The 16,254-nt window shown below is 58.8% G+C and carries 13 protein-coding genes; 10 read left to right on the top strand and 3 right to left on the bottom strand.

Annotated features, from left to right (window positions below):
• Nucleotides 1-311: 311 nt before the first annotated feature.
• Together JOE65_RS09790 and metE are read left to right on the top strand one after the other, a co-directional pair.
• Complete coding sequence (locus JOE65_RS09790) at nucleotides 312-1,298, top strand: methylenetetrahydrofolate reductase (RefSeq protein ID WP_205163000.1); 987 nt, start codon at nucleotides 312-314, stop codon at nucleotides 1,296-1,298.
• Nucleotides 1,295-3,613: a 5-methyltetrahydropteroyltriglutamate--homocysteine S-methyltransferase gene (gene metE / locus JOE65_RS09785; RefSeq protein WP_205162999.1), complete on the top strand. Its 2,319-nt coding sequence runs from the start codon at nucleotides 1,295-1,297 to the stop codon at nucleotides 3,611-3,613. Before JOE65_RS09790 ends, metE begins: the two co-directional genes overlap by 4 nt.
• On the opposite strand, the gene JOE65_RS09780 is transcribed toward metE, so the two are convergent.
• Nucleotides 3,603-4,538 carry a LysR substrate-binding domain-containing protein gene (locus JOE65_RS09780; protein ID WP_205162998.1) on the bottom strand — a complete coding sequence of 312 codons (936 nt, stop codon included), beginning with the start codon at nucleotides 4,536-4,538 and terminating at the stop codon, nucleotides 3,603-3,605. The two genes, metE and JOE65_RS09780, sit on opposite strands and share 11 nt — an antisense overlap.
• Before the next feature lie 188 nt (nucleotides 4,539-4,726).
• On the opposite strand from JOE65_RS09780, the gene JOE65_RS15165 reads away from it, so the two are divergent.
• From JOE65_RS15165 to JOE65_RS09740, 8 genes are all read left to right on the top strand, one after another.
• Nucleotides 4,727-5,269 carry a protease inhibitor I9 family protein gene (locus JOE65_RS15165; protein ID WP_205162997.1) on the top strand — a complete coding sequence of 181 codons (543 nt, stop codon included), beginning with the start codon at nucleotides 4,727-4,729 and terminating at the stop codon, nucleotides 5,267-5,269.
• A 6-nt stretch (nucleotides 5,270-5,275) separates the two neighbouring features.
• Nucleotides 5,276-8,524, top strand: a complete 3,249-nt coding sequence (locus tag JOE65_RS09770) for a S8 family serine peptidase (protein WP_239537100.1) — start codon at nucleotides 5,276-5,278, stop codon at nucleotides 8,522-8,524.
• Nucleotides 8,525-8,962: 438 nt separating this feature from the next.
• Nucleotides 8,963-9,208, top strand: a complete 246-nt coding sequence (gene nrdH / locus JOE65_RS09765; protein ID WP_205162995.1) for a glutaredoxin-like protein NrdH — start codon at nucleotides 8,963-8,965, stop codon at nucleotides 9,206-9,208.
• Between the two features lie 29 nt (nucleotides 9,209-9,237).
• Nucleotides 9,238-9,717: a class Ib ribonucleoside-diphosphate reductase assembly flavoprotein NrdI gene (nrdI, locus tag JOE65_RS09760; RefSeq protein ID WP_205162994.1), complete on the top strand. Its 480-nt coding sequence runs from the start codon at nucleotides 9,238-9,240 to the stop codon at nucleotides 9,715-9,717.
• Nucleotides 9,714-11,861: a class 1b ribonucleoside-diphosphate reductase subunit alpha gene (gene nrdE, locus JOE65_RS09755; RefSeq protein ID WP_205164132.1), complete on the top strand. Its 2,148-nt coding sequence runs from the start codon at nucleotides 9,714-9,716 to the stop codon at nucleotides 11,859-11,861. The genes nrdI and nrdE overlap by 4 nt, the downstream gene beginning before the upstream one ends.
• 49 nt (nucleotides 11,862-11,910) lie before the next feature.
• Nucleotides 11,911-12,885: a class 1b ribonucleoside-diphosphate reductase subunit beta gene (gene nrdF / locus JOE65_RS09750; protein WP_205162993.1), complete on the top strand. Its 975-nt coding sequence runs from the start codon at nucleotides 11,911-11,913 to the stop codon at nucleotides 12,883-12,885.
• An 82-nt stretch (nucleotides 12,886-12,967) separates the two neighbouring features.
• A complete protein-coding gene (locus JOE65_RS09745) occupies nucleotides 12,968-13,747 on the top strand; it encodes a thioesterase family protein (RefSeq protein ID WP_205162992.1) in 780 nt (259 codons plus the stop codon).
• A gap of 5 nt (nucleotides 13,748-13,752) precedes the next feature.
• The gene (locus JOE65_RS09740) at nucleotides 13,753-14,529 is read left to right on the top strand and encodes a lipoate--protein ligase family protein (RefSeq protein ID WP_205162991.1); all 777 of its coding nucleotides are present in this window, start codon (nucleotides 13,753-13,755) and stop codon (nucleotides 14,527-14,529) included.
• A 2-nt stretch (nucleotides 14,530-14,531) separates the two neighbouring features.
• Here JOE65_RS09740 and JOE65_RS09735 read toward each other — a convergent pair whose 3' ends face one another.
• Nucleotides 14,532-15,158 (bottom strand): MBL fold metallo-hydrolase, encoded by a 627-nt coding sequence (locus tag JOE65_RS09735; RefSeq protein ID WP_205162990.1) that lies wholly within the window; start codon nucleotides 15,156-15,158, stop codon nucleotides 14,532-14,534.
• Nucleotides 15,158-16,243 carry an S-(hydroxymethyl)mycothiol dehydrogenase gene (locus JOE65_RS09730; protein ID WP_205162989.1) on the bottom strand — a complete coding sequence of 362 codons (1,086 nt, stop codon included), beginning with the start codon at nucleotides 16,241-16,243 and terminating at the stop codon, nucleotides 15,158-15,160. Before JOE65_RS09730 ends, JOE65_RS09735 begins: the two co-directional genes overlap by 1 nt.
• Nucleotides 16,244-16,254 lie beyond the last annotated feature (11 nt).

Below are 16,254 nucleotides of genomic sequence, written 5' to 3'. Positions count from 1 at the left end.
GGGGCACCCCCCTAGGTACGTCATGTTGGCGTAATCTGTGACCAAAAAATTTGAACCTGCTATCAACCCCCGATAGCGTTCTCAACAGTTACCAAGGTAACGGGTCAGCGACCTTCTCTGACGAAGGTGTGGGTGCCCCCATGTGGGCCTGACATTTGATGCACGCGCAGGATAAATGTGGTGGTGCGGTCGCACGCCAAAAAACTCTTGCGCCTTTCCATACAGCCAATACCGAATCGGTTTCAGTGCGCTCGGCGCTATTCGCGTCACGCCCGCATCGGAACCGCTCGGCCCACACCAAGGACAAAAACATGTCTCCACCGACTCTGGCACCGCCATACCCGAAATCACCTCCAGAAGGCCTGGACCAAGCATCAGTCAGCTACCTGGCGCTCTCCTATGAGCTCTATCCGCCACGGAACACCACAGCCAATACACATCTCTGGGACACCATCCGCCGACTCGAAACCACGGCACCGGATTTTGTCTCCGTCACCTACGGATCATCTGGGTCCAACCGAGACATCGCCGTCGGCCTCCTTGACCGGCTGCGCCATGAAACGACATTGAAACCATTGGCGCATCTGACCTGCACCGGAGCAGACCGGACAACGCTCGCAGGAATAGTTGATGAGCTCATCACCAGTGGTGTCAGGGGAGTTCTCGCCCTGCGTGGGGACCGGATGGACGACGAACAGACGCCGAGTCATGGCCTGCGGTATGCCCAGCAGCTGGTGGAGCTTATCCGGCAGGTAGAGCGACGCCGTGCCGCGGAACTCTGCGCCGGGCGGCTGGCAGTCGGTGTCGCTGCCTATCCCGTCAAGCATCCGGAATCGCCAAGTTTCAGCCACGACATCGAGGTCCTGTTGGCAAAACAGGGGTCGGGAGCGGACTTTGCCATTACGCAGGTGTTCTTCCAACCCGGGCAGTACAAAAGCCTTGTCTCCGCCGCCCGTCGCGCGGGCGTGGTCATCCCCATCATTCCCGGCATCATGCCATTGACCAACGTCCGCCGGCTCGACCGATTGGTTGAGCTCGCTGGGCTGGAAATGGATCAAAAACTCCGGGACCAGCTCATCAGCGCGGGGGACCGGGGCGACCAGCAGCGAATGGGGATACGCGCCACCGTCGATCTCATCAGTGATGTTTTAGACTCTGGCGCCCCGGGGCTCCATCTCTACACGTTCAACGAACATTCTGCCGCGTTAGAGGTACTGGAACAGCTCGATCTCAAGCGTCCGCACACGGCAACGACGCGCAGGCAAAAAACCACTACACAGACAGGTACACGACCATGAGCCACGAATTCCCCACAGCAACGATCAACGGCTACCCCCGCATTGGCCGGCGTCGGGAGCTCAAACGAGCAGTGGAAGCCTACTGGGATGGAACCACTGATGCACCGGAGCTCCACAGAGTAGCTACGCAGTTGCGTCTCGATACCTATCGTCATCTGGTCCGCCGCGGTCTGGGGCCGCACGACTCATCCATACCCGCCACGTTTTCCTACTACGATCAGGTGCTCGACACAGCCGTCGCGTTGGGCGCTGTCCCTGAGCGCTTTTCCGACCTGTTCGACGACGGCACGCTGGGGCTGGACGCATACTTCACGCTGGCACGCGGGGACAGTAAGCGCGCGCCGCTGGAAATGACCAAGTGGTTTGACTCCAACTATCACTACCTGGTTCCCGAGATCGGTCCCGCGACACCATTCCGCCTGGCCAACCGATGGATAGAGGACACCTTCGTAGAGGCCCTCGAGTCCGGGTTCACCACGAGGCCGGTCCTGATCGGGCCCGTGACGTTCCTGCTTTTGAGCAAGGCATGCTCTTCCGCCCCTGAGGGGTTTGACCCCCTGGAAAGGCTCGACGATCTTCTCCCGTTGTATGGAGAACTTCTGGAACGATTGAAGACCGCCGGAGCACAGTGGGTGCAGCTTGAAGAACCCGCATTGACCGCGGACCAACGCATTTCACCGGAAGAACTGGCCACCGTGACGACGTCCGTTTATACCAGGCTCGCGGCGTGTCAGCAGCGACCGAAACTGCTGGTCACAACCTCCTACGGATCGCTTGGACCCTTGCTGCCAGCTCTGGCCGGTACTGCTATTGATGCGCTGCATCTGGATATTTTCAAGGGCGGGCTTCCCTCCACAGATGACCTGGCAGAACTAGGCGAGACGGTGCTCGTCGCCGGGCTCGTGGACGGGCACAACGTCTGGAAGGCCGATCTGTCGTTGGGCGCACGCCGACTGGCGCGGTTGGAGGCGGTAACCCGGAATCTGTCCGTGTCGACGTCAACGTCCTTGCAGCATGTACCCCACGACGTCGAGGATGAGAGCGGGCTCCCTCCTCGCTTACGGACGTGGCTGGCATTCGCGGACCAGAAGGTGGACGAGACGCTCACTCTGGCGCGGCTGGTCGGCAACCCGCACGCAATCGATCAAGAAATCAATGAATCTGACAGGATCCTCGGCGAACGCTCCACCGCTGACGGAGTACGCAGAACCGATGTCCGAGCCCGTATAGCGGCCCTGGCACCCGCGGACTTCACCCGTTCGCCCTACCCACTGAGACAGCTGGTCCAAACGAAAGCGCTCCGGCTCCCTCTCTTGCCGACCACCACCATCGGTTCCTTTCCGCAGACACCCGCTGTCCGGTCGGCACGAGCCAGAGTAAAAAACGGCCGTATCGCGCTCTCGGCGTACACAGCGATCATGAAGGAAGAAATCCGCAGCGTCATTGAACTTCAGGACAACCTCGGACTGGACGTTCTCGTGCATGGCGAACCCGAGCGCAACGACATGGTTCAGTACTTCGCCGAGAACCTGGACGGATTCGCTGTCACCGAATACGGCTGGGTCCAGTCTTATGGCAGCCGCTGCACACGGCCGTCGATTCTCTGGGGCGACGTTCACCGTCCGACACCGATTACCGTGGAGTGGACCCAATACGCACAATCGCTCTCCACCAAACCGGTCAAGGGTATGCTCACTGGCCCCGTAACCATCCTCGCTTGGTCGTTTGTCCGCGATGATCAGTCCCTCGATGAAACTGCCAGGCAGGTCGCTCTTGCCCTGCGTGATGAAATTGCCGACCTTGAGGATGTAGGCACCCCCATCATTCAGGTGGACGAACCTGCGCTGCGCGAACTTCTGCCACTGCGGGAAGTCGACAGGGCCGAGTACCTGGACTGGTCAGTCAAGGCCTTCCGCTTGGCTACCTCCGGAGCGGGGGACCGCACGCAGATCCATACCCATTTGTGCTACTCAGAGTTCGGTCAGATCATCGGCGCGATCGATGCGCTCGACGCCGACGTGACCAGTATCGAGGCCGCGCGCTCGCGAATGGAGGTGGTCGCTGACCTGGCCGCGCATGGTTACGGGCGTGGTGTAGGCCCTGGCGTGTATGACATTCACTCTCCAAGAATCCCAGAGGCGGAGGAAATCGCCAGTCTGCTCGAGACTGCTGTCCAGAACCTGCCGGAACGTCAACTGTGGGTCAATCCAGACTGCGGTCTCAAAACGCGGGGCTATGCCGAGACGACGGCATCCTTGGCGAACCTTGTCGAAGCGGTTTCTCAGATCCGGGAAAGGATGGGCGCTAGCGTTTGAGTGGACCGTGGCGGGGCGCTATGCTCTGCTCCCGCAGCACATCGGCCAGCCGGTCCATGAAGAGGCGGACACGCGCCGTCTGCTTGTCATTGATGAGTAGAGCAAAAATGCTGCGGGCCAGACGGATCTCCGGAACATCGAGGACCACCACGCCCTCGGTTTTGTGAACCATGGCAAGTTCGGGCACCAGCGACGCACCGAGGCCGGCCGATGCCATTTCCAGACACGCGTTGAAATCGTCGCAGTACGAGACCACACGTGGGTGGAGGTTGCAGCTGGCAAAGAGCCGTTCAATGACGGCGGCGTCGCTGGTGCCTGGGTGGTGAACTATCCATGGCATATCGCTCAGTTGCGCCGCTGTAACCTCTGAGCCCGGGCGGATTCCCCAGGATTCCGGGAGGACTACCCTGAAATTATCGTCGCCAATCCACTGCCGGCTCACGCTGGAGGGCCAGGCGAGCCCGCCCTGTCCCACCTGATAGACAAGGGCGACGTCAAGTTCACCACCCGAGCGCAGCCCCTGAATGGTTTGCGACGGTTCGGCAACGTATACCTTCAGATTGATGCCGAGGTCGCGCCATTCTGGGGCTCGCAGAAGTCGGGGGAGTGCATAGGTGGCCAGGGACGGAAAGATGCCTAGCCGAAGTTCCTGTGAGGTGCCCTGTTCTGTTCGGGTGGTTGCTGCCATCAGGGCGTCAAGGTCGGTGAGGACCTTCGCGGCGTGGCGGGCCATGACGACGGCGGCTTCCGTGGGCGCAATGCTTCTGGCCGCCCGTTCAAAGAGGCGGACGCCGCTGTCACGCTCGAGCGCGGACATCTGCTGGGATACAGCTGATGCGGTGTATCCCAGGCGGTTTGCTGCGGCGGCGAACGAGCCGGAACGGATGACTTCAAGCAGCGTACGCAGGTGAATCGGATTTACCACCAGTGTTCCTTTCCCTGAGCTTCAGTAGTTCAGCGTAGTCCGTCCACAAAATTTGGTCCCATGCTGCTGTATCCACCTTAGACTGACGAGCGTTATGTATTGTGGATCACACGATCCGGCATGGCGGTAGATATTAGGAGTCGCTCCTCGTCAGGAGCCGAACTCGTCTTACGAATCAATAGAGAATTGTGAACGAGCACATGCCCTTGCGTCCTGACCGGCGCACCAGAACCCGATCGTTGCGGACACTTGCCGCAGTGGCGGCGTTGTCCATGACGGTGGCTAGCCTTGCCGGTGCAGCCCAGGCCGCACCGGGAACGATCCTGCCCGATGACGTTTCAGGTGCGTCCGCGTTCGCCGCCGGAAAGTACCTCATCACGCTGAAGTCCCCAGCGGTCAGCACCTACGATGGCGGAATCAACGGTATGGCGGCAACTGCGCCCGCGAACGGTAAGGTCCTCGAGGCCAGTTCCGTTCCGGTCGTGAGCTACTCGGCGTTTCTGGAGAAAAAGCAGAGCAGCGTCGCAGCCGCCGTGGGAGTGGCCCCGCTGTACCACTACACAATGGCAACCAATGGTTTCGCGGCGGAATTGACGGCAGACCAAGCCGCCCGCCTGGCCGCCAACGAGAATGTTGCCGGTCTTGAACCTGACGCGATGCTTCAACTGCAGCGTTCAACTACCGATTTTCTGGGACTAGGTGATGACGCCAACGGTAAAGGCGGGGTCTAGGAGAGCCTGGGCGGCGTCGACAATGCTGGCAAAGGCATTGTCGTGGGAGTTATTGACAGCGGAATCGCTCCCGAGAATCCTTCGTTTGCGGGTGCGCCTCTGACAAGTGATCCCGGCGCAGTCCCTCATCTTGACGGAGACTCCATAGTCTTCGAGAAATCCGACGGCGGAACATTCTCTGGTGCGTGTGAGACCGGCGTGCAGTTCACGGCTGATGACTGCAACACGAAACTCATCACAGCCCGGTATTTCGTCGGTGGATACGGCGTGGGCAAGATCGCACCAGTCGACGCCGGTGAGTACGAGTCGCCCCGGGACGGAAGCGGTCACGGCTCGCACACCGCCAGCACTGCAGCCGGGAACTTCGGCGTAGACGCGGTACTCGATAATGGCGCTGTCCAGAAGATTTCCGGCGTCGCGCCGGCAGCTAAAATCGCTGCCTACAAGGCGTGCTGGACGGGAATCGACTCCGCAGGATGCAGCATGCTGGACATCCTGGGCGCCATCGATGCAGCGGTGGAGGACGGCGTCGATGTCCTCAACTACTCCATGGGTGGTGCTGCAGCCAGCAGCACCGTCGAGATCACGGACAGGGCATTTCTCGCCGCCGCAAATGCAGGAATCTTTGTAGCCGTGGCAGCCGGTAACTCCGGACCCGGTGCCTCAACACTGGACAACGCATCACCATGGATTACCACCGTAGCCAACACCACGTATACCACCCCGCAGTCCGGTGTTAATCTGGGCGACGGTACTAGCATCACCGGCGCATCGGTGAGTGTACCCCTTGACGGGGTACCCTCAACATCGCTCGTCAATGCCGCCGTCGTCGGTTCCGTTGGAGTGGAAGCTCCGGAGCTCTGCGCCGCCAAATCACTGGATTCTGCAAAGGCTACAGGAACCATCGTTGTCTGCGACCGTGGTGCAGTGGCGCTGGTTGAAAAGGCCGCTGAGGTCAAGCGCGCCGGTGGAATAGGCATGGTCATGATCAACGCTCCCGGGGGATCAACCGGCATTCATGCGATTGGATTCGCTGTCCCAACCGTCCACCTTGAAGTGGACTACTATGACGCGGTCAAAACGTATGCGGCAACCGCCGGCGCCACGGCGGCGTTCGTGGCAGAACCTGAAACTCCACTCGATATCCCAGCACCGCAGATCGCTCCCTCGTCCAGTCGGGGACCAATCACCGTGGATGGGCAGAACCTGCTCAAGCCCGACGTCGGGGCCCCTGGTACAGGAGTTCTCGCTGCTGGGGCGAACGCTGCGGATGCTGAATCCCAGCACGTCTTCATGTCGGGAACCTCGATGGCGTCACCTCACGTCGCAGGTCTCGGCGCTCTCTATCTGGGAAACAAGCCGAACGCATCGCCTGCCGAAGTGAAATCGGCCCTGATGACCAGCGCCTATGACCTCGTCAACGAGGCCGGCGAGTCCACCCAGGACGTCTTCGCGCAGCGTGCCGGGCAGGTCAACCCCGAAGAGTTCCTCAACCCCGGGCTGTACTTCCCCGCGGGGATAGCGGACTGGGACGGCTACCTGAAATGGGCAGGATTCAATACGGGCGCCGAACCGATCAACGGAACGGATCTGAACCTTCCCTCCATCGCCGTCGGATCGATGGCCGGCGTCCGAGAAATCACCAGAACGGTCCAGGCCACCGAGGCCGGAACGTATACAGCCAGTGCTGACCTGCCGGGATTCGACGTCACCGTTAGCCCGTCACCTCTGACCTTCGATAAGGCCGGGCAGGAAAAGTTCTTCACCATCGCCTTCGCCCACACCACCGCACCCGTGAATGAATTCTCTACCGGATACCTGACGCTGGAAGGTGACAACGCGCGCAACGTTCGCATGCCGCTCGCAGTGAAGCCCAGTGCATTGATTGTTCCGGAGTCTATTGCGGCCACTGGTACGAACGGATCCGCGACGGTCGGGATCACTGCTGGTGCTGACGGTGTGGTGGTTCCTGAGGTTGCTGGCTTGTTCAGCGCCAAAGCTTTCGCTGCCACTGACGGATACCCTGTCTCTGGGCGCTTCAGCTTCCCGGTTGAAGGTGATACGAGCGCTCCTGAGAGCGAACACAGCGGTGAGCTTGCCTCAACGGAGGAAACACTGAGTTTCTCCATGGAGGTTCCGGAGGGGGTATCGCAACTCACAGTGACACTCGACGGGCTTATCGAAGGGGCTGACCTGGACTTTTACGGGTTCAGGATGGCTGAGTCCGGCAAGTTCTGGGCAGAATTTTTCAACGACGGGGCATCTGCTGCCGACGATGAAAAGCTTGTTCTGGAAGACCCCGCGGCAGGAACATACCGGTTCAATATCTACGCGTGGAGCATGGGCTCGGGTATGACCGTTCCCTTTGACCTGTCGACCATGTTGGTGACGGACGGCGCGAGCGAACACCCGCTGACGGTAACCCCAACAGAAGTCAATGTGAAGAAGGGGGAGGCTACAGAATTCGATATTTCGTGGAAAGACCTCGATCCAAACACGACGTACCAAGGCATGATCACCTACGGTGATCATCCGGGTTCAACCTCTGTAGTCATCGATTCGGGCGAGGGTTCGGAACCGACTCCGACACCGACGCCGACGCCGACCCCGACCGCGACGGCCACTCCGACGCCGACGCCGGCCCCGACCGCGACGGCCACTCCGACGCCGACGCCGGGGCCACGTTTTCGTGACATTCCCGGTACGAAGTTCGAGGAACAGATCAACTGGATGTCGGATCAGGTTCTGACGACGGGCTACCCGGATGGAACATACCGGCCGTTGGTGAAGGTCAACCGGGACGCGATGGCGGCCTTCCTCTACAGGCTGGCTGGCGAACCCACGTTCGATGCGCCGAAGGTGTCACCGTTTAAGGATGTACCGACTAACAACCTGTTCTACAAAGAGATTTCCTGGATGGAATCAGTTGGACTCACCAATGGGTACCACGACAAAACCTTCCGTCCAGTTACTCCGGTCAACCGAGACGCAATGGCAGCCTTCATGAAACGGTTCGCTGGCGATGTCTGTGATGTGGAATCAGCCCGTACCTATGAGGCACCTGATTCCCGCCCGTTCGGAGACGTGCCGACGTGGGATCAGTTCCACCATGAAATCTCCTGGCTCAAGGATGTCGGTGTCACGACCGGCTACCCTGATGGCATATATCACAGGCTGGAAGGAACAAGTAGGGAAGCGATGGCGGCGTTCGTCTACCGGCTCGCTGGTATCACGGGCCCGTGTGGCCGTGACTAAGTAATTTACGTGGGATAGGACGGGTACCGGTGATAGCTGGTACCCGTCCTTTTTTGATGCAGTAGTGTCTCCGGCTGACGTAGTGGCGACACGCCGGGGTGGATCCGACACGGTCATGACTTTAAGTTATTTACCTGTGCGCAACGTGGTCCACAGGTTGTGGACGAGGCGCTCAGAACGTGCTGTTCACGCGGTTTCTGGGCACTCATGCCTGTGGATTTCTTGTGGACGATCACCGGCGGGAATGACATACGTGTAATACATCATCTTGGGGTTCCGGATGATGGCATGCACTAGATGTAGTATCTAGGTATGCAAACGGTTGCTTGCGGAACCGGTTTCAGGACAACGATTTTCGCCTTTTGGAAATACGGCAAACGCGTTGTTTAGGCTTTCGGCGCAACCCAAAAATCAGTGACTTCACAAGGGGAGAACGACATGACTGTTACGGTCTACACGAAACCAGCGTGTGTGCAGTGCAACGCTACTTACCGCGCGCTGGACAGGAAGGGAATCACCTACCGCAGCGTAGACATTTCCCAGGACCCGGAGGCGCTTGAGCAGGTGCGCGCATTGGGGTACATGCAAGCACCCGTTGTGGTCACTGAGCAGGATCATTGGTCAGGCTTCCGCCCGGACAAAATCGATTCCCTCGGCCTCAGCGCGGCCACATCCGTCGCATAGCCTGACGTAGTCCTCCGGAGCTGGGTCTGATGAAAGCTGAACTCATTAATGAACGCAGCGCAGAGGTCAACGAGGATCTCGCGTCGGTGACGAGGTCTTCTCTCATTTACTTTTCGTCAGTTTCAGAGAACACCCACAGATTTGTCCGAAAACTCGATGTGTCCATGGCACGTATACCGGTTTTTACGCGTGAATCAACTCTGCTCGCCTCGCGCCCCTTCGTCCTTGTACTTCCCACATACGGGGGAGTCTCCGGCAAAGGGGCCGTGCCCAGGCAAGTCATCAAGTTCCTCAACGTCGAATCAAACCGGATATTGCTTCGCGGAGTTATAGGCGCCGGCAACACAAACTTCGGGGAAACCTACTGTCGGGCGGCCGATGTAGTGGCCGCAAAATGCAGCGTCCCCGTCCTCTATAAATTTGAACTGATGGGCACATCTGAGGATGTGGACCGTGTAAACAAGGGATTGGAAAAGTTTTGGACACAACAGTGGCAGAACCAGAAATGATCAACGTCGGTGGGGAGACTCCGTTGCCGGACGCCTACAAGGGGCTCGGGTACCACGAGCTGAACGCCATGTTGAACCTCTACGGTTCCGACGGCGAAATCCAGTTCGAGGCGGACCGCGAGGCAGCACACCAGTACTTCCTCCAGCACGTCAACAACAACACTGTCTTCTTCCACGATCTGGAGGAAAAACTCGACTACCTCGTCAAGAACGAGTACTACGAGCGCGAGACGCTGGATCAGTACACCATGAACTTCATCCGCGACCTTTATGCTCACGCGTACAAGAAGAAGTTCCGGTTTGAGACGTTCCTTGGCGCTTTCAAGTTTTATACCTCATATACGCTGAAAACTTTCGACGGCAAGCGCTTCCTAGAACGTTATGAAGACCGTGTGTGCATGGTGGCGCTGCACCTGGCCGGTGGGGATGAGGATCTCGCTACCCGTATGGTGGACGAGATTGTCGAAGGCCGGTTCCAACCCGCAACGCCCACCTTCCTCAATGCGGGAAAGAAGCAGCGCGGTGAGCTGGTTTCATGCTTCCTGTTGCGTATCGAAGACAACATGGAATCGATCGGCCGGTCCATCAACTCGGCACTGCAGCTGTCCAAGCGCGGCGGCGGCGTCGCCTTTGCCCTGACAAACATCCGCGAGGTCGGTGCCCCGATCAAACAGATCGAGAACCAGTCCTCCGGTGTCATCCCTGTCATGAAGCTACTCGAAGACAGCTTCTCGTACGCAAACCAGCTCGGCGCACGACAGGGCGCCGGGGCTGTCTACCTGCATGCGCACCACCCGGATATTAACCGCTTCCTCGACACCAAGCGCGAGAACGCGGATGAGAAGGTCCGTATCAAGACGCTCTCCCTAGGCGTGGTCATTCCGGACATTACTTTCGAGCTCGCCAAGACTGACGAGGACATGTACCTCTTCTCGCCGTACGACGTCGAAAAGGTCTATGGCGTTCCTTTCTCCGATATTTCTGTGACTGAGAAGTATTACGAAATGGTGGATGATTCGCGGATCAAGAAGTCTAAGATCAAGGCGCGTGAATTCTTCCAGACGCTGGCGGAGATCCAGTTTGAATCGGGCTACCCGTACATCATGTTCGAGGACACGGTGAACCGGGCCAACCCGATCGACGGCAAGATCATCATGTCCAACCTGTGTTCTGAGATCTTGCAGGTTTCGCAGCCAACCACCTATAACGACGATCTTTCCTACGCCGATATAGGCAAGGACATCTCGTGCAATCTGGGTTCGCTCAATATCGCGAAGACCATGGACTCACCGGACTTCGGATCCACCATAGAGACGGCCATCCGGTCATTGTCAGCCGTATCCGTGATGTCCAACATCACCTCGGTTCCCTCGATCGCCAAGGGCAATGAGCAGTCTCACGCCATCGGTCTGGGCCAGATGAACCTGCATGGTTTTCTGGCGCGGGAGCGTGTCCATTACGGCTCCGAAGAGGGTCTGGACTTCACGAATATTTACTTCTATACGGTCCTCTACCATTGCGTTCGTGCATCCAATCTCCTGGCGATGGAGACCGGACAAACGTTTGGCGGTTTCGAGAAGTCCACGTACGCCTCGGGTGAGTTCTTCGACAAGTACACGGATAACGAGTGGGTGCCCCAGACGGAGCGCGTCAAAGAACTCTTCGAGGGTCTGCACATCCCCACTCAGGATGATTGGCGCGAGCTGAAGGAATCCGTCATGAAGCACGGAATCTACAACCAGAACCTTCAGGCGGTGCCGCCAACAGGCTCGATCAGCTACATCAACAACTCGACGTCGTCGATCCATCCTGTTGCCGCGCGGATCGAGATCCGTAAAGAGGGCAAGATCGGCCGCGTCTATTACCCGGCCCCGTACTTAACAAATGACAACGTGGATTATTATCAGGACGCGTACGAAATCGGGTACGAGAAGATCATTGATACTTACGCCGCCGCTACGCAGCATGTTGATCAAGGCCTGTCGCTGACGCTGTTCTTCAAGGACACGGCAACCACGCGTGACATCAATAGGGCCCAGATCTATGCATGGCGGAAGGGAATCAAGACCCTCTACTACATTCGCCTGCGGCAGCTGGCCCTGGAGGGGACTGAAGTTGAGGGTTGTGTCAGCTGCATGCTGTAACTTCCCCCGCTTCAGCTCCACCCATACATTTTTTGAGAGGTAAGTAGCCATGACCGAAAAGTTGAAACTGGTTAGCCACGTTGATGCCATCAACTGGAACCGTATCCAGGATGAGAAAGATGTTGAGGTCTGGAACCGGCTGGTCAACAACTTCTGGCTGCCAGAGAAGATCCCGCTGTCCAACGACGTGCAGTCCTGGGCAACGCTGACGCCGCAGGAGCAGCAGTTGACCATGAGGGTGTTCACGGGGCTTACGCTGCTGGACACGATTCAGGGAACCGTCGGTGCCGTCAGCCTGATTCCCGATGCCCTGACACCTCATGAGGAAGCGGTGTACACGAACATCGCGTTCATGGAGTCCGTACACGCCAAGAGCTACTCGTCGATTTTCTCCACGCTGTGCTCCACCAAAGAAATTGACGAGGCGTTCCGCTGGTCCACAGAGAACGAGAATCTGCAGAAGAAGGCGCGGATTGTCATGGACTACTACCAGGGTGATGATCCGCTGAAGCGCAAGGTGGCTTCGACTCTATTGGAGTCCTTCCTCTTCTACTCCGGCTTCTACCTGCCCATGTACTGGTCTTCACGGGCCAAACTGACGAACACGGCAGACCTGATCCGGCTCATCATCAGGGACGAGGCAGTCCATGGTTACTACATCGGCTATAAGTTCCAGCGCGGGCTAGAAAAGGTCAGTCCTGAGAAACGGCAGGAGATCAAGGACTACACGTTCGAACTCATGTACGAGCTCTACGACAACGAAGTTCAGTACACGCACGACTTGTACGACGGCGTGGGGCTTGCCGAGGACGTCAAGAAGTTCCTGCATTACAACGCGAACAAGGCGTTGATGAACCTTGGCTACGAAGCGATGTTCCCGGCCACCGTGACGGATGTGAATCCGGCCATTCTGTCGGCGCTCTCACCCAACGCGGATGAGAACCACGACTTCTTCTCAGGTTCGGGTTCGTCCTATGTCATCGGCAAGGCCGTCAACACGGAAGACGACGACTGGGACTTCTAGACGGTACTCGGCAACCTCACCCGGATTTGTCCGGCTTCGCCGGGTCAAATAGATTGGAAGCAGCCATCGTTGAGGGAGCCCCATGACCGCCGAATCGTATTACCGCCATCTGGGAGGCAACACATTTGAGTCCACTATCCACGCGCAGGGCGCATGGAATCCCGAGGAGCAGCACATGGCTCCTGCATCCGGAATTCTGGCCTACGCACTGGAGCAGTGCAGCCCCCGCGAAGATATGCGGATGGCCCGGATCAGCTATGACATTCTCGGAATGATCCATGCTGGTGAGTTCACAGTGTCCGCGGAAGTTATTCGTCCGGGCAAGACCATCGAACTTGTGCAGGCAGAAATAGTTGCCAAGGGACGCACGGCCATCCGCGCTACGGCATGGCGATTGAAAACAGCGGACACCTCTGACGTCGCCGCCGTTGAGGACCATGCGATGCAGGGTCCAGACGAAGCAAAACTTTGGACGGGCATGAGCGAATGGCCCGGTGGCTATATTGAGTCCCTCGACCTGAGGGTGGCAGAAGGCCATCGCCCCGGGCGTGGCCAGGTGTGGATCCGTAGCCCCTACGACATGGTGGAGGGCGTCCCGACGTCGGACCTGGTGCGGCTGATGGGGCTAGTGGATACGGCCAACGGCATCGCCTCCAGGGTCCGGCCGGGCAAGGACAGCTACATGTTTCCCAATCTGGATCTGCAAATTCACATGCACCGGAAGCCGAAGGGCCCCTGGCTCGGTCTCGACAACCGCGTGACGTTTGGTGAGGACGGGATCGGCCTGACGTCTACTATCCTGCATGACGTTCGGGGACCGTTTGGCCGGGCGGAGCAGATCCTGACCGTCCGGAAGACCTGAGCCACATGGCCGGCACTGCGGATAACAACAGCAGAAAATTATTCGCCCAGGTCGATCAGCTATCCACTATCTTCCAGTCCCAACCGCTCGGAGCCGCAGAGGATCTGGACTACGCACTGCGTATCCTGAGCGCGGTAAAAACGGGGCGTCTGGGACCGGTATTGCGGGTTTATCGGCCGGTTGAAACGATGGCTTTTGGGCAACGTGATGTGCGGTTGTCGGGTTTCGTCGAGGCCCAGGACGTTAGCCGGTCGGCAGGATACGAACCGCTCGTGCGCAAGGCTGGCGGGCGCGCGGCCGCCTACCACCCGGGCTGCCTCGTGGTAGATCACCTTGAACCGCACGACGACGCCGTGGCCGGTTCTCGCGACCGGTTCCGCTTTTTCGGTGAGCTGCTGGCCAGAGCGCTGCGCGGCGTCGGCGTGAACGCTGCCATGGGAGAGATCCCCGGGGAGTATTGCCCTGGGGAATTCAGTGTCCACGGCACGCCGTCGTCGGGCCCAGAGGTGAAACTGGTAGGGACAGCCCAGCGCATTGTTGCCGGCGCGTGGATGTTCTCATCTGTAATCGTCGTCGAAAATTCAGCTCCGATCCGGAATGTCCTCACCGACGTTTATTCGGCGCTTGACCTCGTCTGGGACACGACGACGGCGGGTGCCGCGGAAGACCTGGTGCCAGGGCTTTGTGTTGAGGACGTTAGGGCAGCAGTATTGGATGCCTACGCCGACTATGCGTCACTGCACGAACGTTCCTGGCCTTGGCTCACCGAGCGGGTTGGGTAGATTCAGGCTCCCTGCCGGATCCACTCTTCAAGGTGAGGTGATTCTGCTCCGATGGTCGTTGAATCGCCGTGACCTGTCCGGACCACAGTCTCGCCAGGAAGCACGAAGAGCCGGTCCCGGATTGAATTGATGATGGTCGGGAAATCACTGTAGGAGCGGCCAGTGGCCCCAGGTCCGCCGTTGAACAATGTGTCGCCGGTGAACACCGCTTTCTCTGACGGTAAGTGGTAACTGACTGAACCGGGGGAGTGCCCCGGCGTATGCAGCGCTGTTAGTTGAACTCCAGCAACGTCGAAGGTGTCACCGTCGGCGACGTCACCATCGGGGGCATGATCCGGGTAGACCCGGTCCCACAGCATGCGGTCCTCGCTGTGGAGATGGATCGGTGCGCCCGTGGATTTTTGTAGCTCCAGTGCTGCCCCAATGTGATCGTCGTGGGCATGGGTGAGCAGGATCGCCTTCACCGTACGTCCCGAGATTGCTGTCAGGATTGGCTGGATGTCGTGTGGTGCGTCGATGATGATGCACTCATTGTCGTCACCCACAATCCAGACATTGTTATCCACATCCCATGTGCCGCCGTCGAGCGAAAACGTTCCTGACGTAACAGCGTTATCAATAGTGATCATCAGAGTTCCACCACCGATCGAAGTACCTTGCCAGCTTTCATCCTGTCGAACGCCACTTCAATGTCATCGATTCCGATGCGTTCAGACACGAAAGCGTCCAGATCGAGATTTCCGTTGAGGTAGTGGTTGATGAGCATCGGGAAGTCGCGCGAGGGCAGGCAGTCACCGTACCAGGACGATTTCAACGAACCACCCCGGCCGAAAATATCCAGCAGCGGCAGCTCAAGTTTCATCTCTGGCGTCGGCACACCTACCAGAACCACTGTACCGGCGAGGTCGCGCGCGTAGAAGGCTTGCTTGTAGGTTTCCGGGCGCCCGACGGCGTCAATGACGACGTCAGCTCCGTTACCGCCGGTGAGCTTCCGGATGGCCTCGATCGGGTCTTCGTTTTTGGAGTTGATGGTGTGGGTGGCGCCCAATTCCTTGGCCCTCGAGGTTTTTGCGTCGTCGAGATCGACGGCGATGATCGTCGTCGCGCCCGCCAAGCGTGCGCCCGCGATAGCCGCTGTGCCCACTCCGCCGCAGCCGATGACGGCAACGGAGTCGCCGCGCTGGACGTTGCCGGTGTTGATGGCGGCGCCGATGCCGGCCATGATCCCGCAGCCCAGAAGCCCGGCAGCTGCCGGATCCGCTTCGGGATCAACTTTGGTGCACTGTCCAGCGGCAACGAGGGTTTTCTCAGCAAAGGCACCGATGCCGAGTGCGGCACTGAGCTCCGTGCCGTCCTCGAGGGTCATCTTCTGCGTGGCGTTGTGCGTATCGAAACAATATTGGGGTTCACCCCGTCTGCAGGCACGGCATTCGCCGCAGACAGCGCGCCAGTTCAGGATGACGCGGTCGCCTGCCACAACTTCGGTAACGCCCTCACCTACGGCGCTGACAACACCGGTGGCCTCGTGTCCAAGGAGGAACGGGTAGTCATCGCTGATGCCGCCCTGCTGATACGCAAGATCCGTGTGGCAGACACCGCAGGTCAGGATGTCTACCAGAGCCTCACCTGGTCCTGGATCCGGGACCAGAATCGTCTCGATCTTGACCGGTTCGTTCTTGGCGTGAGCCACTGCTGCCTTGACCTTGTGAACCAACGGTTTGTCCT

Origin of the sequence: Arthrobacter roseus (genome assembly GCF_016907875.1) — a bacterium.
In the GTDB taxonomy this organism is placed as follows: domain Bacteria; phylum Actinomycetota; class Actinomycetes; order Actinomycetales; family Micrococcaceae; genus Arthrobacter_J; species Arthrobacter_J roseus.
Note: the sequence above shows the minus strand (reverse complement) of the source record. Positions and strands in the feature narration are given on the sequence as shown.